The 23,602-nt window shown below is 70.3% G+C and carries 22 protein-coding genes and 2 pseudogenes; 12 read left to right on the top strand and 12 right to left on the bottom strand.

Annotated features, from left to right (window positions below; all coding sequences use genetic code 11):
* Nucleotides 1-556: 556 nt before the first annotated feature.
* From M2157_RS00710 to M2157_RS00700, 3 genes are all read left to right on the top strand, one after another.
* Nucleotides 557-1,432 carry a helix-turn-helix transcriptional regulator gene (locus M2157_RS00710; RefSeq protein ID WP_280864028.1) on the top strand — a complete coding sequence of 292 codons (876 nt, stop codon included), beginning with the start codon at nucleotides 557-559 and terminating at the stop codon, nucleotides 1,430-1,432.
* Nucleotides 1,429-1,680, top strand: a complete 252-nt coding sequence (locus tag M2157_RS00705) for a DUF397 domain-containing protein (RefSeq protein WP_280864027.1) — start codon at nucleotides 1,429-1,431, stop codon at nucleotides 1,678-1,680. Before M2157_RS00710 ends, M2157_RS00705 begins: the two co-directional genes overlap by 4 nt.
* 82 nt (nucleotides 1,681-1,762) lie before the next feature.
* Complete coding sequence (locus tag M2157_RS00700; RefSeq protein WP_280864026.1) at nucleotides 1,763-2,569, top strand: SAM-dependent methyltransferase; 807 nt, start codon at nucleotides 1,763-1,765, stop codon at nucleotides 2,567-2,569.
* A 202-nt stretch (nucleotides 2,570-2,771) separates the two neighbouring features.
* Here M2157_RS00700 and M2157_RS00695 read toward each other — a convergent pair.
* The 12 genes and pseudogenes from M2157_RS00695 to M2157_RS00640 form a co-directional block, all read right to left on the bottom strand.
* A pseudogene (locus tag M2157_RS00695) lies at nucleotides 2,772-3,239 on the bottom strand (IS701 family transposase); the annotation flags it as partial.
* A 28-nt stretch (nucleotides 3,240-3,267) separates the two neighbouring features.
* Nucleotides 3,268-3,508: pseudogene (locus M2157_RS00690) on the bottom strand (ISAzo13 family transposase); the annotation flags it as partial.
* A gap of 172 nt (nucleotides 3,509-3,680) precedes the next feature.
* Nucleotides 3,681-4,895 (bottom strand): CoA transferase, encoded by a 1,215-nt coding sequence (locus tag M2157_RS00685; RefSeq protein WP_280864025.1) that lies wholly within the window; start codon nucleotides 4,893-4,895, stop codon nucleotides 3,681-3,683.
* Entirely contained in the window at nucleotides 4,892-6,394 is a 1,503-nt protein-coding gene (locus M2157_RS00680; protein WP_280864024.1) for an aldehyde dehydrogenase family protein, read from the bottom strand. Before M2157_RS00680 ends, M2157_RS00685 begins: the two co-directional genes overlap by 4 nt.
* A 556-nt stretch (nucleotides 6,395-6,950) precedes the next feature.
* The gene (locus M2157_RS00675; RefSeq protein WP_280859803.1) at nucleotides 6,951-7,763 is read right to left on the bottom strand and encodes an NAD(P)-dependent oxidoreductase; all 813 of its coding nucleotides are present in this window, start codon (nucleotides 7,761-7,763) and stop codon (nucleotides 6,951-6,953) included.
* Nucleotides 7,760-8,440 carry a DoxX family protein gene (locus tag M2157_RS00670; RefSeq protein ID WP_280864023.1) on the bottom strand — a complete coding sequence of 227 codons (681 nt, stop codon included), beginning with the start codon at nucleotides 8,438-8,440 and terminating at the stop codon, nucleotides 7,760-7,762. The genes M2157_RS00675 and M2157_RS00670 overlap by 4 nt, the downstream gene beginning before the upstream one ends.
* On the bottom strand, nucleotides 8,437-9,345 hold the full coding sequence (locus M2157_RS00665) for an alpha/beta fold hydrolase (protein ID WP_280864022.1): 909 nt from the start codon (nucleotides 9,343-9,345) through the stop codon (nucleotides 8,437-8,439). Before M2157_RS00665 ends, M2157_RS00670 begins: the two co-directional genes overlap by 4 nt.
* Nucleotides 9,342-11,024 (bottom strand): OB-fold domain-containing protein, encoded by a 1,683-nt coding sequence (locus M2157_RS00660; RefSeq protein ID WP_280864021.1) that lies wholly within the window; start codon nucleotides 11,022-11,024, stop codon nucleotides 9,342-9,344. Before M2157_RS00660 ends, M2157_RS00665 begins: the two co-directional genes overlap by 4 nt.
* 5 nt (nucleotides 11,025-11,029) lie before the next feature.
* Nucleotides 11,030-12,400: a cytochrome P450 gene (locus tag M2157_RS00655; RefSeq protein ID WP_280864020.1), complete on the bottom strand. Its 1,371-nt coding sequence runs from the start codon at nucleotides 12,398-12,400 to the stop codon at nucleotides 11,030-11,032.
* Entirely contained in the window at nucleotides 12,385-12,585 is a 201-nt protein-coding gene (locus tag M2157_RS00650; protein WP_280859798.1) for a ferredoxin, read from the bottom strand. Before M2157_RS00650 ends, M2157_RS00655 begins: the two co-directional genes overlap by 16 nt.
* A gap of 60 nt (nucleotides 12,586-12,645) precedes the next feature.
* Complete coding sequence (locus M2157_RS00645; RefSeq protein ID WP_280859797.1) at nucleotides 12,646-13,506, bottom strand: mycofactocin-coupled SDR family oxidoreductase; 861 nt, start codon at nucleotides 13,504-13,506, stop codon at nucleotides 12,646-12,648.
* Nucleotides 13,493-14,326: an NAD(P)-dependent oxidoreductase gene (locus M2157_RS00640; RefSeq protein ID WP_280864019.1), complete on the bottom strand. Its 834-nt coding sequence runs from the start codon at nucleotides 14,324-14,326 to the stop codon at nucleotides 13,493-13,495. The genes M2157_RS00645 and M2157_RS00640 overlap by 14 nt, the downstream gene beginning before the upstream one ends.
* A gap of 210 nt (nucleotides 14,327-14,536) precedes the next feature.
* Between M2157_RS00640 and fabG the strand changes: the two genes are divergently transcribed.
* From fabG to M2157_RS00595, 9 genes are all read left to right on the top strand, one after another.
* Nucleotides 14,537-15,298 (top strand): 3-oxoacyl-ACP reductase FabG, encoded by a 762-nt coding sequence (gene fabG / locus M2157_RS00635; protein WP_280864018.1) that lies wholly within the window; start codon nucleotides 14,537-14,539, stop codon nucleotides 15,296-15,298.
* A gap of 1 nt (nucleotide 15,299) precedes the next feature.
* On the top strand, nucleotides 15,300-16,751 hold the full coding sequence (locus M2157_RS00630) for an aldehyde dehydrogenase family protein (RefSeq protein ID WP_280864017.1): 1,452 nt from the start codon (nucleotides 15,300-15,302) through the stop codon (nucleotides 16,749-16,751).
* 40 nt (nucleotides 16,752-16,791) lie between these two features.
* Entirely contained in the window at nucleotides 16,792-17,220 is a 429-nt protein-coding gene (locus M2157_RS00625) for a carboxymuconolactone decarboxylase family protein (protein WP_280864016.1), read from the top strand.
* Nucleotides 17,217-18,116, top strand: coding sequence for an NAD(P)-dependent oxidoreductase (locus M2157_RS00620; RefSeq protein ID WP_280859792.1), 900 nt, complete (start codon nucleotides 17,217-17,219; stop codon nucleotides 18,114-18,116). Before M2157_RS00625 ends, M2157_RS00620 begins: the two co-directional genes overlap by 4 nt.
* A gap of 89 nt (nucleotides 18,117-18,205) precedes the next feature.
* Nucleotides 18,206-19,444, top strand: a complete 1,239-nt coding sequence (locus M2157_RS00615) for a CoA transferase (RefSeq protein WP_280864015.1) — start codon at nucleotides 18,206-18,208, stop codon at nucleotides 19,442-19,444.
* A 74-nt stretch (nucleotides 19,445-19,518) separates the two neighbouring features.
* Nucleotides 19,519-20,796, top strand: a complete 1,278-nt coding sequence (locus M2157_RS00610) for an aromatic ring-hydroxylating dioxygenase subunit alpha (RefSeq protein ID WP_280864014.1) — start codon at nucleotides 19,519-19,521, stop codon at nucleotides 20,794-20,796.
* 32 nt (nucleotides 20,797-20,828) lie between these two features.
* A complete protein-coding gene (locus M2157_RS00605) occupies nucleotides 20,829-21,167 on the top strand; it encodes a hypothetical protein (protein WP_280859789.1) in 339 nt (112 codons plus the stop codon).
* A 2-nt stretch (nucleotides 21,168-21,169) separates the two neighbouring features.
* Nucleotides 21,170-22,414, top strand: coding sequence for an amidohydrolase family protein (locus tag M2157_RS00600; protein ID WP_280864013.1), 1,245 nt, complete (start codon nucleotides 21,170-21,172; stop codon nucleotides 22,412-22,414).
* 125 nt (nucleotides 22,415-22,539) lie between these two features.
* Nucleotides 22,540-23,424, top strand: coding sequence for a TetR/AcrR family transcriptional regulator (locus M2157_RS00595; RefSeq protein ID WP_280859787.1), 885 nt, complete (start codon nucleotides 22,540-22,542; stop codon nucleotides 23,422-23,424).
* Nucleotides 23,425-23,602 lie beyond the last annotated feature (178 nt).

Below are 23,602 nucleotides of genomic sequence, written 5' to 3'. Positions count from 1 at the left end.
ACCCGCCCAGGGCAGGAGGTCATCTGCCGTGTGGGTCGTGCACGCCCCGGCGGTATCGATGGCCAGACCGGGCCGGCGGCCCTGTTGGCACCTTTGAGGCTGGCGTCAGGGCGGGTGCAGTGTGGTGACCTATCGCCGGACCTGCGCATGCGCGTCAGTGGCGTGTTGCCGCCAGGTGTCGATTGCCAGATGCGTCAGTTGACGGTTCCGAGCCCGGGCGGCGGCGACGGACTCTGCAACCGAACCAGAGCGCCGTCAGGGCGGCGGTTGGGTTGAGGGGGAGGCCGTGTGGGCAGACGATGCCGGCCTTCCGTGCGATGGGATGCCAGGTTGGGGGAGTCGTGAACCCGAAGGCTTGCCAACACGCGCTGCCAAGCCGCGGTTGGCTGCGCCGTGTCCTTGCTCGAAGGCAAGTGCTCCACAAGTAGCGACCCCCGCACCCAAGTTCAATCTGAAACAAGCCTTCTGATAATTTCAGATAGCTGGCGTCCATGTGGTCACGCCCTCAAGTAGGTGTCAGACTCAAGCACATGACAGCGCCTCAGGAGGTGCCAGAGTGAGCGACGGCCGGTCGGCTGCGGGTAGCGGTAGTGCCCCCACCGTTCTCCGTATGATCCTCGGCCGGCGTCTTCAGGAGCGGCGCCAGGGCGCGGGGGCCTCGCTGGAGGACGCGGCCAGGGCCCTGAGGGTGACATCCCTGACGATCCGCCGCCTGGAGAAGGCCGAGGTCGCCCTCAAGCCCCTCTACGTGGAGAAGCTGCTGGAGACCTACGGGGCCGACCAGCAGGAGATCGAGGAGTTCGTCGTCCTGGCCGAGCGGGCCAACGAGCCCGGCTGGTGGCACACCTACCGGGACGTCCTGCCGAACTGGTTCAGCGCCTACGTCAGCCTGGAGGCCGGGGCCAGGACATTGCGCGCCTACGAGCCCCACTACGTCACGGGGCTGCTGCAGACCCACGCCTACGCGCGCGGCGTCCTGCGCGGCGGGTTCCCGGGCGAGGCAGACGACGACCTCGGGCGGCGCGTGGACCTGCGGCTGCGCCGCCAGAGTCTGCTGGAGAGACCCGACGCGCCCACGCTGTGGGTGGTGTTGGAAGAGGCCGTGCTGCACCGGGTGGTCGGCGGCCCCGAGGTCATGCGGGAGCAGATCGAACGGCTCCTGGAGGTCTCGGAGCTGGAGCACGTCAGCGTCGACGTGGTGCCGTTCACCGCCGGCGCCCACGTGGGCGCGTGCGCGCCGTTCACCTACTTCCGCTTCGAGGAGCCGGAACTGCCGGACATCGTGTACACCGAGGTCCTCTCCGGCGCGATGTACCTGGACCAGCGCTCGGACGTGTCGGCGCATCTGGAGGCGCACAACCGCATGTCGCTGCTGACCTCGGACGCGGACAGCAAGGCGCTGCTGAACCGCATGCGCAAGGAGTACTCATGACCAGCACCGACTGTCACGTCTACAACGGGATGCCGGCCACCGACCTGGGCGAGCAGGGCTGGGAGTCCCCGTGGAGCGGGCCCAACGGCGGCCAGTGCGTCCAGACGAAGCTGCTGGCCGACGGCCGGGTGGCGCTGCGGCAGTCGACCGATCCGGCCGGACCCGCGCTGATCTACACCCCGCAGGAGATCGCCGCGTTCGTCGCGGGCATCAAACACGGCCTCGCCGACCATCTGGCGGTCGGCTGAATCCGGACCGGTGGGACTGAGCCTGCCTCGGGCCACCACCTTCCCGGCACCCCCACGCACAGCACCGAAAGGTATGGACAGGATGACCAACTCGCACGCCGCGCGGGAGATCGACACCAGCCGGCCCCACTCGGCCCGGATGTACGACTACTACCTCGGCGGCAAGGACCACTTCGACGTCGACAAGCAGGCGGCCGAGACGGTCGCGGCGGTCTACCCCGGCATCTTCACCTGCGCCCGCGAGAACCGTGCCTTCATGCATCGGGCCACCCGCGTCCTTGCTCGTGAACACGGCATCCGTCAGTGGCTGGACATCGGCACCGGCATCCCCACCGAGCCGAACCTGCACCAGGTCGCCCAGTCGGTGGTGCCCGACGCCCGGGTGGTGTACGCCGACAACGACCCGCTGGTCCTCAGGTACGCCGAGCGTCTGATGCGCAGCACGCCTCAGGGCCGCACGACGTACATCGAGGCGGATGTCAACAACGCGGGCGCGCTGCTGAACGCGCCGGAGCTGGCCCAGGTGCTGGACACGGACCGGCCCGTGGCCCTGTCCCTCAACGCTCTCATGCACTTCGTCACGGATGCGCAGGACCCGTACGGCATCGTGAGCCGTCTGCTGGAGGTGCTCCCCTCGGGCAGCGCACTGGCCCTGAGCCACTGCACGCCGGACTTCGACCCGGGCACGTGGCAGAAGGTCACGGACATCTACACCAACGCCGGCACGCCGGTGCAGTTCCGCAGCCAGGCGGAGGTCGCCCGTTTCTTCGAGGGTCTTGAGCTGCTCGACCCCGGGGTCACGGTCGGTCACCGCTGGCGCCCGGACGAGGAGCCCATCGCCTCGGACGCCGAGGTCAGCCTGTGGACCGGGGTGGGCATCAAGCCGTAGCGCAGCCGCGGGAAGCCGCCGTGCGGGAGCTGGATGCCCCCGCACGGCGGGGGCGGCTGGATGTCGAACGGTACTGCGTAGCGGACAGTCAGGAGCATGCCGGATTGGCCTGGTAGGACTCCGGTCGTTCTTGATCTAGGTGTTCTGTGTGTCCTGCTGGGCAAGGGTTGTTGGCAAGGGGTGCAGATGCCGGTCCAGCACCTCAAGGCGTCCTGGAGTGCATCGAGGATCTGGTAGAGGGTGAGGCCGGTCCGGGTGCTTTTGGGGCCAGGCGTTGTTCGGTGAGGAAGGCATGGGCGGCGGTCACGAGGGTGACGTGGTGGTGCCAGCCGGGCCACGAGCGGCCTTCGAAGTGGTCCAGGCCCGGGCCGTGCTTGAGTTCGCGGTAATCGTGCTCGATGCGCCGGCGGACCTTGGCCAGACGGGCCAGGTCGGCGATCGCCACGTCGGCCGGCAGGTTGGACAGCCAGTAGTCGGTGGGAGCCTCGGCCTCTTCGGGGCCCTCGACCAGCAGCCAGCAGTCCGGCAGAACCCCGTCCCACCAGGCCTGCCCGGCCGCGGCAGCGGTTCGGAGCGGATGCTCGACGGCCTTGCCCGCAGGTCGGATGTGCATGGCGGCGAAGCGGGACCGTAACTCTCCTCGAGAGCCGTTGCGCCAGGCGACGGTGGTAGCGAGGCTGTGGCCAGCACACCTTCATCCGGCCTCCATCAGGACGCCGGATTCGCCCCAACAGGGCCTGACCAGACTTCAGTTCAGCCACCCCGCCGCGAGACCGTGCCCGCCCGGACTCCAGCCGCAGCGGCGACGAGCCTGATCCCGCCATGCCCCAGCGGCCGCGCTTCCGCGCCTATGGCCGGCCGCCGCTGACGCTCGTCCAGATGCGGCAACGACACCTGGTACTTCGCAGCCAGGGGTGCCCCGATCCTCGCCGCCGTCATGGACGGCTTGCACGCCAGTAAGCTCTCGGCCCGGACGCGTACGACATGACGGGCCGGCTGCGCCAGTACGCGGACTGCCCGCTGCGGTCGATCACCCTGGATGGTTCGGGTCTGCCGGAATAGGCCGGACGCGCTCCCGGATTTCTGGTCGGGAGCTCGCCCCTGCGCGGTCTCACGTGACCGCCGAAGCCTCCTTGAGCGCGGCGATCCGCTCCCAGTCCAGACCCAGTTCGAGCAGGATCTCCTCCGTCTGTGCGGCGAACTCCGGGGCCGGGCGCAGTGTGGGGGATGCGACGTCGAACTGCACGGGATTTGCGGCGAGTTGGAGCTCGCCGGCCTGTACGAGGTACTCGTTCGCCCGTACTTGTGCGTCGTCGCCGACCTGGAGTGAGTCCTGGACCGGCGCCCAGGGCCCAGTCAGGGTGGCGAACCGTTCGGACCACTCGGCCAGGGTGCGCGTCGCGATGACCTCCCGCAGAAGTGCCACTGCCTCGGCCGTGTGCTCGGCGATGGTCTGGGACGTGGCGAAGCGCGGATCGTCGGCCAGCTCGGGACGGTCGATATGGCGGCACACCTCAGCCCAGTACTTCGCGGGCTGCAGCATCACCAAGGACAGGTAGCGGTCGTCGGCCGTGCGGTACAGGCCGGTCAGCGGGTTGACCGGTGAGCTGTGCACGCCCGGCGGTGCCATCTCCCATGCCTGCTTCAGGTGCAGGGACAGCGCGATGCCGTGGCCCATCGCCCACACCCCGCTGCCGAGCAACGACACGTCCACGACCGAGGGTTCGCCCGTCCGCTCACGCTTGAGCAGCGCTGCCGCTATGCCGCCGGCCAGGTTCGTGCCCGAGATGGTGTCCCCGTACGCGGGCGCCGGCGCGGAGACGATGCCCTCCATGCCGGCAGGGGTGATGCTCGCCGCCGTCGACGCGCGGGCCCAGAACGCCGTCATGTCGTAGCCGCCGCGCTCGGCCTCCGGGCCGCGCGGGCCCAGTGCGCTGCCGCGCGCGTACACGATGCCCGGGTTGATCGCGCGTACGTCGGCCACCTCGATGCCGAGCTTGCGGCGGGCGGCGGGCAGCAGACTCGTGAGGAACACGTCGGCGCGTGCGATGAGTTGGCGCAGCACCTCCATGCCCTCGGGGCGCGCGATGTCGAGACCGATGCTGCGCTTGCCGCGGTTGGCGTGCTCGATGTTCGGGTTCGGGTCTCCCTCGACGCGCATCGCGCCGGTCTGGCGCAGTCCGCGCTGCGGGTCGCCGGTCACCGCGTGCTCGACCTTGACGACATCGGCGCCCCAGTCGGAGAGCACCGCCCCCGCGGATGGAACGAAGCCGTACATGGCGACCTCGACGACTCGGATCCCTGCCAGCGGGCCGGTGGCGCTCATGCCTTCACCCCCGCGGCCACGGGCGCGCCGAACGCCTTGGTCTCCAGGAACTCCTCCATGCCGGCCACTCCGCTCTCGCGGCCGATGCCGGACTGCCGGTAGCCGCCGAAGGGCACGTCCGGGTGGAAGTAGTTGCCGCCGTTGATGCTGAACGTGCCGCTGCGGATGCGGCGCGCCACCCGCACCGCCCGCTCCTGATCGCGGCTGTGCACGGCGCCCGACAGGCCGTACACCGAGTTGTTCGCGATCCGTACGGCGTCGTCGTCGCCCTGGGTGTCGTCGTACGGGATGACGGCGAGCACCGGTCCGAACACCTCCTCCTGCGCGATCTCGCTGTCCGGGTCGACCCCGACGAGCAGCGTCGGCGCGTAGAAGAAGCCGGGGTCGACGCGTTCGCCGCCGGTGATGAGCTTCGCGCCGTCGGCGACGGCCCGCTGCACCATGCCGTCCACCTTGTCGCGCTGTTTGGCGCTGATCAGCGGGCCCAGATACGTCTTCGGATGCGACGGGTCGCCGGGGCGGATACGGGCGAAGTGGCCCGCGATCAGCTCGACGATCTCGTCGTGGCGGGAGCGCGGAACAAGGAGACGGGAGGTCAGCGCGCAGCCCTGGCCCGCGTTCACGCAGATCATGTACGCGGCGAACTGGGCGCTCACCGCAAAGTCGGCGTCGTCCAGGACCACCATCGCGGACTTGCCACCGAGCTCGAGGAAGACCTTCTTCACCGTCTCACTCGCCGCGGCCATGATGCGGCGGCCGGTCACGGTGGATCCGGTGAAGCTGACCGCGTCGACGTCCGCGTGCGTGGTGAGCACCTCGCCGACGTCCGCGCGGGACGAGGACAGGACGTTGACCACGCCGGGCGGGATGTCGGTGTGCTCGGCGATCAACTCGCCGAGCGCCAGGGTGATCAGCGGGGTGTCGGGCGCGGCCTTGAGGACGATCGTGCAGCCGGCCGCGAGGGCGGGGGCGAGCTTGGCGAGGGCCAGCTGGTTGGGGTAGTTGTACGGCAGGATCGCCGCCACCACGCCCACCGCCTCCTTCTCCAGCCAGCGGTGGTGGCGCTGACCGTGCTTCTCGACCTCGCCCAGGTCCTCGGTGAAGGAGTAGGTGCGCAACAGGTCCGCGTAGTAGCGCACGATGCCGATGGGATCCTCGAGTTGAGCGCCATGGGTAAGCATGCGCGTGGCACCGGCCTCGGCGATGGTCAGCTCGCGCAGCTCCTCCACCTGGTCGAGCAGAGCCTGGTGCAGCTGGTCGAGGCAGCGGATGCGCAGGTCCCGGTCCGTGGCCCAGTCGGTGGTGTCGAACGCGCGGTGTGCGGCGGATATCGCGGCCTCGGCGTCGGCGGGTGTGGCGTCGGGCGCATGGCCGAGTACGGCGCCGGTGGCCGGGTTGAGGCTCTCGAAGTGCTCCTTGGTGTCGACGAGTCGTCCGTCGATCAACAGGCGTCGCCGTGCGCGGCCCGGTTCGCCTGGATCGTTTCCGTGGACAGGCATCCCGCCTCCTGCGTCGTGTACTCGATGAAAATGTGATTCTCCAAATAGGAAATCTAATACCCGCCTGGAAGGAACTCCAGAGTCCCGACGTGAATCGGGGCCCGCTCAAGTCCGTGGGCGGAGCCTTCGGCGATCCGCGCGGCCGGCGTGAACCCCGTCAACTCCACGGCGCGTCGGGCGATACGACGCGGTTGACGGGGCCTGGTTCGAGGGCGCGCTGCGCGTCGACCGAGTCTCCGGTCAGTAGCAGTTCCAGTGCGGCACCCATCGGTACCCGTGCGCCCGGAATGGCCCCGCCTTGGACCGGAATCACGCCTTGGCGCAGCTGCGGACAGGAAAACCGTGCGGCTGTGGACGCCACGATGACATTGCAGCCAAGAAGGAGTTCGAGACCGCTGCCCGAGATGATGCCCGTCGCGGTTCCGACCACCGGCAACGGCGCACGGCCCGCGAGCAGTCGGAGAACAGGCGGAGGGTGAGGACCGAGCCGGAGCGCTGACACCTCAACGCATGGGAGATCAATGAGGGTTCGTGCATGACGTACCGCCTTCCGATGTCAACGAGGATGTTCCATGCGGCCCAAGGCGTCGTCGGCGGCCGTGAGCGTGGCGCTTTCGACTCGCCCGACGAGCTGTGCCAGGAGCCGGACGTCCTTGCGTAGCAACGGGCCGGCGCGGCCCGCCAGCGGCGTCAGGGTGCCGCCCGCCGCGGCCACCCGTCCCAGCGCGAAGCTCGCGCCGCTGCCATGGCCGAGCACCTCCGCTAGCCGACCCGCGTCCAGGCCCAGCTCGTTCCCGAGCGCGAGCGTGTCGGCGGCCGCGGCCAAGTGGGCCGTGAACAGTACGTTGTTGAGCAGTTTCGCCGCTTGTCCCGAACCCAGCGGACCGACATGGACCACCGGATCGCCGAAGGTCTCGAACACCGGGCGGCAGAACGCGAACGTCGGATTCTGCCCGCCCACCATGACGAGGAGCCTGCCTGCCTCGGCGGCCGGTCCGCCGCCGCTGACCGGTGCGTCGATCACCTCGACACCGTGCGTACGCGCCTGTTCCGCCAGGCGGCGGCAGGTGTCGGGATGGACCGTGCTGTGCACCGCGATCACCCCGCCCTTGCGGAGTCCGGCCAGCACCCCGTGCTCGCCGAGGATCACGTGCTCCACGTCGGCGTCGTCGACGACGCACACGCACACCAGGTCGCAGTCGGCGGCGAGTTCGACGGGCGATGCGGCCCGTTTCGCCGGGGTGTCCGCGAACGGTGCGAGCGTCGCCGAGCGGCGCGCCCACAACGTCGTGGAATAGCCGGCATCGATGATGCGGCGGGCCATGGGGGCGCCCTGGCTGCCCAGACCGATGAATCCGACGTGCGTCACGATGGTTCCTGCCCTTCGTCGGGTGACTCTTGCGGTGTCTCGGCCCGGGTCGCATCAGGTGTCTCGGCGGGCGGCGTATCGGCTGTCCCGGCGGGAGTCGCATGAGGTGTCTTGGCGCGTGGCCCATTCGGTGCCTCGCCGAGTGGCCCATCAGCTGCCTCGCCGGCTGTCGCCTCCGGCAGCTGTGCACCCGGCCGCCAGAAGGCCGCGAGCAGCCCCGCCATGCCCGCCGCTCCGACCCCCGCTGCGAGCCCGCCGCCCGCCCAGCCGTCGATGTCGATCCCGGCCGCGGCGTCCAGCGACACGTCTCCGGGGCCGAGCATCGCCAGCGCCACGCAGGCCACGGCGAGCACGAGTACATACTCGTATCCGTCCTTGAACACGAAGAAGCCGTTGCGGCGGTGCGCGAGGAACCCGGCGACGAGCATCACCGACACCACGGCCGCGCCGGCCAGCGGCGTGAGCAAACCGAGCACGAGCAGGGCCCCTGCGCCCACCTCGGTGACCACGCTCAGCCAGGCCTGCAACCGCCCGTGCCGCAGCCCGAGCCCGGTGAACCAGCGGGCCGTCCCGGCGATCCTCCCGCCGCCCCGCCAGTGGTTGAGGCCATGGACGATCACCGTGACGCCGAGGACCACCCGCAGCAGCAGCACCGCCGTCGACTCGGCCCCGGTCATCGCCGTCCTTCTTCCGACTCGCGCAGCACCGCGCACTCCTCCACGAACGACAACACCCGCAGGTGGTAGGCGCGAGCGGTGAGCCCAAGGCTCAAGTTGTGGCCCGCGCCCGCCTGTTCGTGCCCGCAGGCGCGAGGCGAACCGGTGAACAGGGCCGCGAGGCGGTCGAGTTCGGCGGGCCCCGAGCGCCACACCGTCTCGTGGTCACCGAGGCTTACCTGGACCGGCGCCCCGACCAGGGCAGCCAGCTGAGGGAACTCGTCCACCCAGTGGCGCGCTTCCGCCTCGTAGAGCGGGGAGGGTCCGGCAATCGCCGCGTCGTCGTACACCTCGGGGGCGTACAGCCGGCTGGGACCCCACAGCACCTCGCGCAACCCGCGTGGGCGCAGAGGCCGTCCGCCGGCGTCGCGCTCGGCCGTGTCGAGCGTGTCGACGGCGGACCGGTTGTGTTCGAGGCCGGTACCCGCGATCTCCAGGCCGATGAGGTCACAGCCGCGCTCGTCCGCGGCCATCCGCATGGCCAGTTCGCAGCCGGCCGAGTGCGCGAGCAGGAAGACTCCGGCGCCGCCGGGCCGGTGCGCGAGGAGCGCATCGAGGGCCGCGAAGCCCAGGTCCACGCGGCGCGCCGGATCGCGGACCTTCTCGGCGTACGCCTCCGAAGCTCCGTATCCGGGCCGGTCGAGCGCGATGACCGTGAACCCGAGCGCGGCGCCCAGGCGCAGCAAGGACAGGTCGGGACGGCCGGGGCAGTCGAAGTACGTCGCGGTGGTGCCGCCGCCGTGCAGGGCGAGCACCACGGCCCGAGGCCGGGGCACCTCGCACACCAGCGCCGACAGGGGGACGCCGTCGGCGTCGACGACGTCCCCGTGAGGCTGCGCGGGGGACTGGGTGTCGCAAGGGGTCACGTGTCCGTCCTCAACAGAAGTACGCCGCTGGGAGTGAGACCACCCGAACTCACCACGGCCACCCGGGCGTTCGCGACCTGCCGCGCTCCGCCCTCGCCGCGCAGTTGGGTGACCGCCTCGTGGACGAGGCCCATGCCGTGGGTGCGGCCGTGCGAGAGCTGGCCGCCGTGCGTGTTGAGCGGCAGGATCCCGTCTCGGGCGATGTTCTTGCCGCCGTCGAGGAAGTCCTTCGCCTCGCCGATGCCGCAGAAGCCGAGAGCCTCGATCCAGGACAGGCAGTTGAAGGTGAAGCCGTCGTAGAGCAGCGCCACGTCCACGTCCTCGGGACGCAAGTCCGTACGGGTCCACAGATGGGCCGCCTGCCCCAGGACCTGCGGCTCGTGGGTGGAGGTGGACTGGTCCCAGTCGAGGCGCTCGACGATCTGCGTACCGACCGCCTCGACGAGGACGGGCGGCTTGGGCAGCTCGCGGGCCGCGTCGACGGCGGAGACCACGACGGCGACCGCGCCGTCGCACGGCACGTCGCAGTCGTAGAGACCGAAAGGGCTGGTGACGGGACGGGCGGTGAGGTAGTCGTCCATGGACATCGGTTCGCGGTAGACCGCCGCGGGGTTGAGCCCGGCGTTCGCGCGCTGGTTGAGGGCGATCCAGCCGAGCGTTTCGCGGGTCGTGCCGTAACGGTGCATATGGCGCTGGGCGTTCTGCGCGAGCAGGTGCGCGGCGGAGGTGGCGCCGAACGGCATCCGCCATGCGGCCGTTCCCTCCACCCTGGCGGGAAGCGCCGCCGTGAGACGGCCCTGGCGCACGAGTGCGCCGTGCGTGGCCTCCCACACCGTACGGAAACACAGCACATGCCGGGCGAGCCCGCCCGCCACCGCCAGCATCGCCGCGATCAGCGAACCGCCCGGGCCGAAGGTCTCACCGCCGCCGTTGTGCCAGGTAGGGCGGATCCGCAGCGCCGACTCGAGGGCTGTCGTCCCGCCCTCCCCGAAGCCGCCAAAGGGGCCGGCGCCAGGGTAGGTGGCGAGCCCGTCGATGTCGTCGAGCGTCAACCCGGCGTCCGCGACCGCCTGTTCGCAGGCCTCGACGGTCAGGGCCAGCGGGGCCACCATGAGGCGGCGCCCGATCCGCGAGGCACCGGCCCCGGTGAGCGCCGCCTGTTCCTCGAACTTGCGTGCGGTTCGGACCGGCGGCCGGATCAGCCGGGTGATCTCGGCGGGTCCTGTCTCGTCGGCAGGCAGTTCGGTGGGCTCGCCCTGCTCCGGGACGGGCCGGAACAGCGGCAGCCACACATCCTCGACCTGCTCGAAGACGACCTCCATCCGCATCCCGAGCGTCAGGTCCTGCGGATCGCACTGGACCGCGTTCGTGGTCAGACGGACCCGCGGGTCCTCCTCGATCGCCACCTGCGCCACGACGTACGGGGCGGGCAGGCCCGGCAGGCCGAAGCGCTGGTTGACGGTGAAGCCGACCAGCGTGCCGTACCCGGAGACCGCCGTGACGCGGGTGTCATGATTGCGGCAGTACGAGCACACCGGCTGAGGCGGATGGATGAGTGCGGCACACGCGCCGCACTCCTGGAAGCGCAGCCGCCCGTCCGCCCCGGACGTCCAGAAGAACGCGGAGTCGTCGGTGAGTGAGGGCAGCGGACGCACGCCCTCACCGTTCTGTTCGGGCACGGGCCTCAACCGCCCAGTTCCGCACGGGACTTGCGTACGGTGACCGGCTCCGCGAGCCGCTGCTCGTCGCACGCCTTCTGTAGCCGTTCCAGTGTCTCGTCGAGCCCCGGACCGAGCCGCTCGCCCGGTGCGAACGTGGCGGGCAGATGTCGCATCCCGTTGATGACCCCGATCGTCTCGTAGTGCACGGTGCCGTCCGGGTCGCATACGTAGTCGGGCATGCGGTCGAGCACGGCGAGCAGCATCCGCTTGAACACCGTCCGTGCCACGTTGGATCCGATGCAGCGGTGGATCCCGAGGCCGAAGCTGTTGTGCCGGTTGTGCTTGCGGGCCAGGTCGATGTGGTGCGGGTCGGGGAACTGTGCCGGGTCGCGGTTGGCCATCGACCAGGACAGCCACACCCGGTCGCCCTCCTTGAACTCGGTGCCCGCGAGCGCACAGTCCTGCGAGACGGTGCGGCCGTCCCCGACCGCCGGTGTGTAGAAGCGCAGGAATTCCTCGGTCGCCGGGTCGAGCAGCCTCGCGCGCTCGGCGCTGAGCCGCTCGCGTTCCTTCGGGTTCTGTGACAGCCACTCCAGCGCGTGGGCGGTCAGTGCGGTCGTCGTGTCGAAGCCGCCGCCGATCAACAGGGCGACCACGCCGATGAGTTCCATCTCGTCGGGCTTCTTGCCGTTGATCTCCGCCTTCACCAGGGCGTCGATCAGGCCCGGTCGCGGCTGCACGCGTACGGACGCGATCTGCTGCGCGATGTCCCGCATCATCGCCATGTGCAGTTCGATGACCCGCGGCATGTCCGGGGAGTCGGGCGGCGTGTAGACGCCTGCGTGGGCGGGCTCGTTGTAGATGGTCCAGTGTTTGAGCGGAATGCCCAGCATGGCGAGCGTGAGCACCGCCGGCACGACGTTGGCCAGGTCGTCGATCAGGTCGATTCGGCCGTGATCGATGTGCTCGTCCAGGCAGGCGCGCACCACCTCGTCGAGGAAGGGGATCCAGCGCTGGACGGCGGCGGGGGAGAGGTACGGGTTGAGGGCCTGGCGGTAGTGGCGCTGCTCGGGCGGGTCCATCTCCAGGAAGCCGCCGCGAAACCCCCGGGCGCGCGTCGGGGCGGGAATGCTGATCCCCTGGTAGCCGGTGCCGTCGCCCGTGACGTCATGGTCGTTGGAGAGATGCTCGGCCGCCCGTGCGATCTCGAACAGTTCGTTGTTGCCGCTGACCACCCAGTGCCCGCCGTGCGTGTCGGACCAGGCCACCGGACAGCGGCTCTGCATCTCCTCGGTGATCGCCTCGAACCGCTCGCGGTAGCCCGGGGCGTGGCGGTCGAAGGCGTAGACGGGCTTCTTCCGTTCCTCGCGTTCCTCGCTCAACGGTCCCCCCATACCGTGATGGCACGCTCGGGACAGGAGTGCGCGGCCTCGCTCGCCGTCTCCTCCTGGTCGGCCGGTACGTCCTCGTGGACGGCCGACGAGTGGCCGTCCACCTCGTCGAGCCGGAACACCTTGGGCGCGACCATGGCGCACAGGGTGTGGCCCTGGCAGCGCTCGGGATCCACGCGCACCTTCACGGCCTCTCTCCTTTCGTACGGGTACATGGGTGTCGTACGGGTGCGGGGCGGGCCACGGGTTCAGCGGCGCCAGTCGTGCCACTTGAGGTAGCCGCCGGCGTCCACGCGCAGCTGCGTGCCGGTGATGTACCGGGCCTCGTCGGAGGCGAGGAACAGCACCGCGTTGCTGATGTCGAGCGGCTCCACGTACGGGACGGGCATCGCCTGCTGCACCGCGAAGGAGGGCTCGGCGTCCGCCCGCGTGGGGTTGTCCAGATCCGGGCGGAACGAGCGGTACATGGGCTCGCTCTGCAGCATCGGAGTGTCGCAGTTCGTCGGGTGGACCACATTGGCCCGCTGCTTCAAGGGGGCCAGGTTGCGGGCGAGTTCGTGGATGTACTCCGACAGCGCCCGCTTGGCGAACGCGTAGCCGGCGCCGCCCGGATTCGATCCCGGCTCGGCGACGATGCCGTGGTCCATCAGGGCCGCGGTCGAGCCGGTGGCGATGACGGAGGCGCCCTCGCGCAACTGGGGCAGGGCGGCCTGGATGGCGTTGATCGTGCCGATGAGGTCGACGTCGACGGCGTCGCACCAGGCCTGGAGCTTCGGCTCCCCGCGCAGCGGCGCGATACCGGCCTGGGCGACCACGATGTCGAGTCCGCCCAGCTCGGCCACCCCGCGCCGCACGGCCTCGCGCATGTCGGCCATGCTGCGCACGTCCGACTGGAGCGCGACGACCCGGCGGCCCTGCGCCTCGACCAGCCGCACGGTCTCCTTGAGGTCGTCGGGCGTGGCCATCTTGTAGCCGACGGTCTCGTAGTCGCGGCACAGGTCCACCGCGATGATGTCGGCGCCCTCTTCGGCGAGCCGCACGGCGTGGCTGCGGCCCTGGCCGCGGGCCGCTCCGGTGATGAACGCGACCTTGCCCTCAACACGTCCCATGAGCGGTGTCCCCTTGGTGTCGTAGTGACTGCTTGCTGTGAGCCGTACGGATGGCCACCTCCAACAGGCCCAGATCGGTGCCGAGTTCGGTCGCGACCTCTCGTACGACCGCGATGTCCTTCTCGAGGAAGGAGCGCACCGAGTCGGTGAACGCCGCCACCGAACCCCTGGCGGCCGCCGCCCTGGCCACGCGGCTCTCGGCGCTTGCGTGCGGCAGGGCGGTGAGCAGTGCCGTCTCGTCCACCCCGAGCGCCGCCGCGAGCCGTACGGTCTCGTCGAGCAGGCCCAACTGGGCGGCGAACAGAGCATTGTTGATCAACTTCAGGCGCTGCCCCGAGCCGAGCGGCCCCAGGTGCAGCACCGGATCCGCGTACGCCGCCAGCGCGGGCAGTACGTGGCCTACGGCGCCGTCCGCGCCGCCGGCGAAGAGCGTGAGGCGTCCTGCCGCGATGTCGTGCGGGCCGCCGCTCACGGGGGCGTCCACCACCCTGGCACCTTGGGCGGCGATCGCCTCGACCGTGGCGGGGCTGCCCGTGGTGTGCACGACGACGACCGCGTCCGGCGCCAGGGCGTCGAGCAGGGGCGTCGCGAGGCACACTTCGCGGACCTGATCGTCGCTGAACACGCACACCAGGACCGCTTCGGAGTTCTCGGCGACCTCTCGGATGCCGCTTTCGGAGCGGACTCGGGGTGCGGCTCGGGCGATGCGGCTTCGCGCCGCGGGCGTGCGCCCCAGTGCCCTCACCTCGTGCCCGGCCGCCGTGAGCCGCTGCACCATCGGCAGCCCCATGCGGCCGGCGCCGATGAATCCCAGGCGCACAAGAATCTCCCTTCCGGTGGCGAGAATCGTAATCTCGCCGCTTGTGGGCGCGGAACCCCTCGGTCGTCGGATTCTTCGCTGGGCTCTGCGGTTGGGTTGTTTCCGGATGATCGGAGTCATTGCTGTCGACTGAAGAGAATCGTATTCTCGAAACAAGGAAGCGTTCGTACCGCCCGAGGGCAGACGCCCACGACACACCAAGGAGCCCGCGTGCACGCAGCAACTCGACGCAAGGTGGCGGTCGTTACGGGCGCCGCCTCGGGGATCGGCCTGTCCGTCGCCCAGCGCCTCGCCCGCGACGGGGCCGCCGTGGCCCTGCTCGACCTCGACGCCGAAGCGGTCGAAGCCGCCGCGGCCAAGGTGCGCGCCGACGGCGGAACGGCGCTCGCGGTACGGGTGGACGTAGCCGTCCGTGCAAGCATCGACGCCGCGTACGCGCAGGTCCGCGAAGAGCTCGGCCCGATCGCGATCCTCGTCAACTCGGCAGGGATCGACGGCTTCAAGCGGTTCCTGAACATCACCGCCGAGCAGTGGGAACGGATCCTCGCGGTCAACCTCACCGGCACCTTCCACTGCTGCCAGGCAGCGGTTCCCGACATGCTCGACGCCGGCTGGGGCCGGATCGTGAACATCTCCTCCTCCAGCGCTCAGGGCGGCCAGCCGCTCATGACCCACTACGTGGCGTCGAAGGCCGGCGTCATCGGCTTCACCAAGGCCCTCGCACTCGAACTCGGCCCCGAGGGCATCACCGTCAACACCATCCCGCCCGGCTTCATCGACACCCCGATGTCGCGGCGCAGCGAGGAGAAGGGGCTGCTCGGCGACACCATCGAGAACCACGCGGCCCGCACCCCGGTGCGGCGTGCGGGTCTGCCCGAGGACATCGCGGCGGCCTGCGCGTATCTGGTGAGCGAGGAGGCGGGGTACGTCACCGGTCAGGTCATAGGGGTCAACGGCGGGCGGAACACCTGACATGGGTGCCTCCGCGCCCCCGCGGGCGACGGTCCGTCATGACCACTGGATCGACGGGAAACCGAGCGAACCCTCCCGCGGCAGATACCTGCCGACGCTCCGGCCGGCCACCCGCGAGCCGGGTGACGAGGTCGCGGCCGGCGGCTCCGACGACGTGGACCGCGCCGTGGCCGCAGCCCGCGCCGCGTACCGCGCGTGGGCCGCCCTGCCCGCAGCCGACCGCTCCTCGGTCCTGCACCGCGTCGCGGACGCGATCGCGGCACAGACCGGCGAGCTGACCGCCCTGGAACGGGCCTGTACGGGCAAGACCGACGCTCAACTGCGTCTGGAGACCGAGATGTCGGCGGCGTACTTCCGCTACTACGCGGGGGCGCTGCCCGCCCACCACGGCCGGACCATCGATCAGGGCGCGGGCGCCCTCACGTACACCCGGCTCGAACCGTACGGCGTCGTCGCGGTCATCACTCCCTGGAACCTGCCGCTCAACCAGGCCTGCCGCGCGCTCGCCCCGGCTCTCGCTGCGGGCAACGCCGTGGTGGTCAAACCGTCGGAGCTGACGTCGGCCTCGACGGTGTGCCTGGCGCGGATCGCGAGCGAGGCGGGCCTGCCCGACGGGCTGCTCAACGTGGTGACGGGGACAGGCCGCGAGGTGGGCACCCCGCTGGCGTCGCACCCCGAGGTGCGTCGCGTCGCGTTCACCGGGTCCGTGCCCACCGGTCGGCATCTGGCGACCGTGGCCGCCGACCGCCTGATCCCGCTCACCCTCGAACTCGGCGGCAAGTCACCGCTGGTGGTCTTCGCCGACGCCGACCTGGAGCGCGCGGCTGCCGCCGCCGTGAATGCCGTCGCCGCGAACGCCGGACAGGTGTGTTCGGCCACGACGCGGCTGCTCGTCGAGTCCTCCGTGCACGACCCCTTCGTACGCGAGGTCGCCGCACGGCTCGAACGCCTCGAACCGGCAACGGACTTCGGCCCGATCATCACCGAGGCCCAGTACGCCAAGGTCCTCGACCACTTCGACCGCGCCCGCGAGGCAGGCTGCCGTCCGCTGACAGGCGGCGGAGCGTACGAGGACGGGCCGCCCGCCGGCGGTCTGTACATCCGGCCGACCCTCTACGCCCACGTGCCCCGCGAGCTGCCGCTCGCCCGCGAAGAGATCTTCGGACCGGTCCTCGTCACCATGCCGTTCACCGACGAGGGCCACGCACTGGCTCTGGCCGACGACACCGCGTACGGGCTGGTCGCCTCCATATGGAGCGGCGACACCGCCCGCGGACTGCGCCTCGCCGAGCGGATCCAGGCGGGCCAAGTCACCGTCAACGGCGGCCCGTTGACCATCGAGACCCCCTTCGGCGGCTACAAGCAGAGCGGTTACGGCCGGGAGAAGGGCCTCGAAGCGCTGCACGAGTACGCGCAGGTCAAGACGGTCAGCCTCGCGCTGGGCAGCTCATGAACCGAACCGTCACCGAACCGTCACCGACCCGGGAGACCCCATGCCACAGGCCGACCCGCCCACGCCTTCGCCACAGGCGGCCCCGCTTCCGGAGGCCGCCCGAGCGTTGCGCCGGGCCATGCTCGGCGACGCGTACGTCGACGCCAACGCGGCCCCCGCGGGCACCGTCGCCGCGGATTTCCAGGACTACATCACCACCGTCGCCTGGGGCGCATGGGCCAGAGGCGGTGCGCTGAGCCCGCGCGACCGCAGCCTGCTGGTGCTCGCCATGACGGCCGCGATGGGGCGCATGGAGGAGTTCCGTCTGCACGCCTCCGTACGGGAACGGACCGGTGTCACGGACGAGGAGCTGGACGAACTGCTCTTCCAGATCGCGGGCTATTGCGGGGCGCCCGCAGGACTGGCCGCACGGCGTGCTCTCAAAGACGTACCGGACGTGCAGGGCGGGCGAGAGGCGCCCGGGGTATGAGCACGGTCGGGTTCATCGGGCTGGGCAACATGGGCGGCGCCCTCGCCGCCAACCTGGTGCAGCGGGGTCACGGCGTCCTGGCGTACGACACCGCCGGAGCCGGCGGACTGCCTGCCGGTGCGGCGATGACGTCCGGGGTCGCGGAGGTGGCACGCCGCTGCGACGTGATGGTGCTCAGCCTCCCCGACGGGGCGGCCTGCGAGAAGGTCGCCCGTGAGATCGCGATGGCCGCCGGGCGGCGCGCCACCCACGTCATCGACACCTCCACCATCGGCGTCGCGGCCGCCCGCAGCGTCGCCGACCTGCTCGCCGAGGCCGGTGTCGGCTATGTGGACGCGCCGGTCTCGGGCGGCGTGGCGGGGGCCCGCGCCCGCACCCTCATGGTCATGTACGCGGGCGGCGACGAGGCGTGCGCCCGTGTCGAGCCGGTCCTGGCCGGCCTGAGCGACCGGCGCCGACGGGTGGGGGACCGCCCGGGGCTGGCGCAGGCGCTGAAACTGGCGAACAACTTCCTCTCCGCGACCGCCCTCGCCGCGACCAGCGAGGCCGTGGCCTTCGCCTGCGCGCTCGGACTCGACCTGGCCACGGTCCTCGACGTCCTCAACACCTCGAGCGGTCGGTCGGCGGCCACCTCCGACAAGTTCCCGCACCACGTGCTGACCGGGCGCTATGCCTCCGGGTTCGCCAACACGCTGATGGCGAAGGACGTGGCGCTCTACCTGGAGGCCGTCGCCGGTCAGGGAGGCGGGGGTGCCGGGCGGGTCGGCCCGGTCACCGGCCAGGTGTGGGACGACTTCGCGACCGCCGAGCCGGGCGCCGACTTCACCCGGATCTATCCGTACACCGCACGGGCTCATCAGGAAGTTCTCCAGGACAGCGCGGAGGAATCTGCATGACGACATCCGCAGCAGACGGCCGGGGCGCCGAGCCGGTGGCAGAGGGCTTGGGTACCACGTCCGCGACAGACGGCGGGTACCCCCCACCCGTGACGGACGGACCTCTCACCGGCGTGCGCGTTCTCGAACTCGGCAGCTTCGTCGCAGGACCCTTCGCGGGGCAGCTCCTCGCGGACCTCGGGGCCGAAGTCATCAAGATCGAGGCCCCCGGCGCCGGTGACCCGATGCGCCGCTGGGGAGTCCTGCTGGAGGGCCGCAGCATCTGGTGGTCGGCGCTCGCGCGCAACAAGCGCCTGGTCGCCCTCGACCTGAGGCGCCCCGAGGGCCGGGAGGCGGCCCGCCGAATCGCTCTCACCTGCGATGTGGTCCTGGAGAACTTCACGCCCGGCCGGATGGAGGAATGGGGTCTGGGATACGAGGAGTTGAGCCGGGAGCGGCCCGCCCTGGTCATGACCCGGGTCTCCGGATTCGGCCAGACGGGCCCGCGCGCGGGCGATCCCGGCTTCGGAAGTATCGGCGAGGCGATGGGCGGACTGCGCGAACTGACCGGATCGCCCGACCGCCCCCCGGCCCGCGCCGCGCTGTCGATGGGCGACCAGCTCTCCGGAATGTTCGCTGCGTTCGGCACCCTTGCCGCGCTGCGGCAGGCCGAACGCGACGGCCGGGGCCAGGTGGTCGATGTCGCCCTGTACGAGGCGGTGTTCGCGCTGTCGGAATCCCTGATCGCCGACTACGAACTCACCGGCCAGGTCCGTACCCGCTCGGGCGGCACACTCCCGGGCTCGGCCCCGTCCAACGCCTACCCCACGGCCGACGGCCGCCTGATGATCGTGGCGGCCAACGCCGACCCCATCTTCGTACGCCTGGCGAAGGCCATGGAACGGCCTGAACTCGCTGACGACGAGCGCTACTCCACGCACGTGGCGCGCGGCGCGCACATGGCCGAGCTCGACGAATTGATCGGCGCGTGGACCGGCACCCTCGACCATGGTGACCTGGACGAGCTGCTCACCGCCGCTGCCGTGCCGCACGGGCTGGTCTACCGGGCTCCGGACATGGTCACCGACCCCCAGTACCTGGCTAGGCAGATGATCCAGCGCGTCCACGACACCGACCTCGGCTGCGAGGTCGCCATGGCCGGCGTGGTGCCGCGCCTGACCCGCACGCCGGGCCGGATCCGGTGGGCGGGAGCGCAGGTGGGCGCCCACACCCGGGACGTCCTGACCGAAGTGGGCTACCGACAGGCGGAGTTGACTGCGTGGGCGCGGACCGGTCTGGTCTCCGGGCCCGGCTGCGAGCGACGGATCAGAGGTGATCGCGAAAAATGAGAACGGCATTCTCTTCAGGCGGTAGCTCTGTTATCGTCGGCCTGTCGGAACGACGAGCGTGAGGACGGAACCCCATGCCGCACTTCCCCAAGCCCGAGGCGGGCAGCTGGACCGAGCACTTCAAGATCGGCACCGAGCCGCTCTCGTTCGAGGACTCGATCTCGCCGGAGTTCTACGAGCAGGAGCGTGAGGCGATCTTCAAGAAGACCTGGCTGAACGTCGGCCGGGTCGAGCAGCTGCCGAAGAAGGGCAGCTACTTCACCAAGGAGCTGGACGCCGCCGGCGCCTCGGTCATCATCGTGCGCGGCACGGACGAGAAGATCCGCGCGTTCCACAACGTCTGCCGCCACCGCGGCAACAAGCTGGTGTGGAACGACTTCCCGCGCGAGGAGACCAGCGGCACCTGCCGTCAGTTCACCTGCAAGTACCACGCCTGGCGCTACGGCCTCGACGGCAAGCTGGCCTTCGTGCAGCAGGAAGGCGAGTTCTTCGACCTCGACAAGGGCGACTACGGACTCGTCGGCGTCCAGTGCGAGGTGTGGGAGGGCTTCGTCTTCGTCAACCTCGACCCGGAGAACACCACCGAACTGCGGGACTTTCTCGGTAAGTTCGGGTCCGGCATCAAGGGCTACCCGTTCGACAGGCTGACCCAGGTGCACAAGTACCGCGCCGAGATCGGCTCCAACTGGAAGTTGTTCATCGACGCGTTCGCCGAGTTCTATCACGCGCCGATCCTGCACGGCGGTCAGTACATGGCCGAGGAGCGCGCCAAGATCCAGAAGTACGGGTACGAGGCCCTCGCGTACGACATCGACGGCCCGCACAGCATGGTCTCCTCCTGGGGAGGCATCGCGCCGCCGCTGGACCGCAAGATGGTCAAGCCCATCGAAGCGGCGCTGCGCAGCGGTCTGTTCGGGCCCTGGGACGCACCGGACCTCGGCGTGGCCACCGAGGACCTGCCGCCCGCGGTCAACCCGACCCGCGACAAGCGCTGGGGCATGGACTCCTTCGTCTTCTTCCCCAACTTCATGCTGCTGATCTGGCGCCCCAACTGGGTTCTCACGTACCACTACTGGCCGACCTCGTACAACACGCACATCTTCGAGGGCACCGCCTACTTCGTACCGCCGAAGAACGCTTTCGAGCGGCTGCAGCAGGAGCTGGCCGTCGTCTCCTTCAAGGAGTACGGGCTTCAGGACGGCAACACCCTCGAAGCGACCCAGACGATGCTGCAGTCACGGGCGGCCCTCGACTTCCCGCTCAACGACCAGGAAGTACTCCTACGGCATCTGCACCACACGGCGATGCGGTACGTGAACGATCACCAGGCGACCACGGCCGACGCGTCCTGACAGCAGCCGACAACCCCTGGGAGACACCGACCATGGCGCAGACCTTCCCGCCCGAATTCGCCGCGCTCGAACCCTTCGCCGACTGGGCGATCCCGACCGAGCGCGCTCGTTACGCCAAGCGCATCGCCTCCACCATGGAGGAGCTCGACGCCTTCTACAGCGTGGCGTTCCCGCTCCTGCGGGACGGCACGGCCTACCTGGAGCAGGTCGACATGACCGAGCCGGAGAGCCTGTCCGAGCAGGACAAGTGCCTGCTGTGGGCGTTCTGCGCGCTGGTGACCGTCGCCTTCCCCGTGGAGGCCTGGCGCCAGCCGAGGGTTCCCGACTCGGGCGCCTCCAGCATCGACGCCGTCCTCGAACCGGCGGTGTAGGCATGGCCCGGCCCCGCACGCCGTCGCCTCCCGTGCTCCTGCGCGCCGCCCGGCTGCTCGACATCGAGAAGGGGGAGTACGTCACCGGGGGCTCGGTCCTCGTCGAGGGTGAACGGATCACCGCGATCGGCCCCGACTCCCTGCCGGAGAACACGGTCGTACGCGACCTCGGTGATGTCACCTTGCTGCCCGGCCTGATGGACATGGAGGTGGACCTGGTCCTGGGCGGGGCCGATCACCGCAGCCCGCTCATCCCGGTCCAGGAGGACCCAGCCGTACGGACCCTGCGCGCCGCTGCCAACGCCCGCCGGACCCTGCGCTCCGGATTCACCACTGTCCGCAACCTCGGACTGTTCGTGCAGACCGGAGGCATTCTCCTCGACGTGGCCCTTAAGAAAGCCATCGACCTGGGGTGGGTGGAAGGCCCGCGGATCGTGCCCGCGGGGCACGCGATCACGCCCACCGGCGGCCACCTCGACCCCACCATGTTCCAGGCCCTGGCCCCGCACGTCATGCCGCTCACCGTCGAGGAGGGGATCGCCAACGGCGTCGACGAGGTCCGCAAGGCCGTCCGCTACCAGCTCAAGTACGGCGCCCGCGTCATCAAGGTCTGCGCCTCCAACGGCGTGATGTCGCACACCGGGCCGGCCGGTGCCCAGCAGTACTCCGACGAGGAATTGCGTGCCATCGTGGACGAGGCCCACCGTGCCGGCGTCAAGGTCGCCGCCCACTGCATGGGCGACCGGGCCATCCGCGCCGCCCTCGACGCAGGCATCGACTGCATCGAGCACGGCTTCCTCGCGAGCGACGAGACCTTGGACCTGATGGCGGAGCGGGGCACTTTCCTCGTTGCCACCACCTGCCTGACCGAGGCCATGGACCTCACACACGCCGCCCCCGAACTACAGGCCAAGGCTGCCGAGGTCTTTCCGCTCGCCCGCGCCACCACCTCGCGCGCCATCGCCCGAGGGGTGCGCGTGGCCCTGGGCACCGACGCTCCCGCCATCCCGCACGGCCGCGGATCGAAGGAGCTGATCGCCCTGGTGGACCGGGGGATGACGCCGCTCCAGGCGCTACGGGCGGCCACGGTCGTCGCCGCCGATCTCATCGACGCCGAGGACCGCGGACGGCTCGAACCCGGGCTGCTCGCCGACATCGTGGGTGTTGCGGGTGACCCGCTCTCCGACATCGCGGTGACCGGTGACGTCCGGTTCGTGATGAAAGGCGGGCAGGTGTACCGGGACTGAAGCCCCGCCTGGGCCCGTTCCTCGCGAACACGGCCCGGGACATTGAGAACCTAGTTTCTGCGAACTGTCCGCGAGCGTATTGGTGAGGGAGAGGCGCGATCTCGCCCGTGCGCTAGGCTTGGGCCATGACCACGAGCGATCCGGCGCCGGAGCCCTTTTCCACCGAGACCACCGCCAGCTGGCGTGAGCTGGCCGTCGCGCGGTCCGTCGATCCCGCGCGGGTGCGGGCCGAGAAGCGCGTGCAGCGTTTTCTCGACGCGGCCCTCGAGCTGCTGAGCGGCGAGTCCGGCAAGGACTTCACCGTGCAGGAAGTGGTCAAGAAGTCCGGCCAGTCCCTGCGGAGTTTCTACCAGTACTTCGCCGGTAAGCACGAGCTGTTGCTCGCCCTGTTCGAGGAGTCGGTGTCCTCCACCACGGTCCGGCTGCGCGACGCGCTCGAGGAGATCGACGATCCGCTGGAGCGTCTGCACCGCTTCACCGTCGATTACTACCGGCTGTGCCGGCCGATCGCCACGGCCCCCAAGGAGCGCAGGGCGGCGACACTCGGCATGGCCGAGTTCGCCCAGCAGTTGATGACCGAGCACCCCAAGGAGGCGGCGCGCGCCTTCGGGCCCATCAACGCCCTCCTCGTCGAACTGCTCGAGGCGGCGGCCGCCTCCGGTGCCGTGCGCCAGGACCTGGACCTCCGCCGCGTCGCGGGGACGGTGCTGCAGGCGACCATGTTCAGCTCCTTCGCCGTGACGATCGGTGGCCTGCACGCCGGGGACGACACAGCCGCGGAGGCCGAGGCGCTGTGGGAGCTGCTGTTCGGCGGGCTCACGGCCGAGAGCCGCAGCGCGGTGAAGGCGCCGGCCAAGGCCACCGCGGAGAGCACGGCGCCTGCGAAGCGGGCGCCCGCGGCCAAGAAGGCCCCGGCGAAGAAGACGACCACGACCAAGAGGGCCGCCGCGAGGAAGGCACCGGCCAAGAAGCCGACGACCGCGCGCACAGCCAAGCGAACGGCCGACTGACCTCGTTACCGCCACAGCGCATCACATCAGCCCCGCGCGTACGCACCAGCGTTCGCACGGGGCTTTCGCGTTGCCGGTGGCGTGCGCCAGGGCCGCCATGGCCGCACCAGGTTGAGATTGTCATTGTCATGTGTGGAAACGCCCTTCTCACCGCTGTCCGGTGTTGGTAACTTCCCTA

The sequence above is a fragment of the Streptomyces sp. SAI-127 genome, assembly GCF_029894425.1.
In the GTDB taxonomy this organism is placed as follows: Bacteria; Actinomycetota; Actinomycetes; order Streptomycetales; family Streptomycetaceae; genus Streptomyces.
Note: the sequence above shows the minus strand (reverse complement) of the source record. Positions and strands in the feature narration are given on the sequence as shown.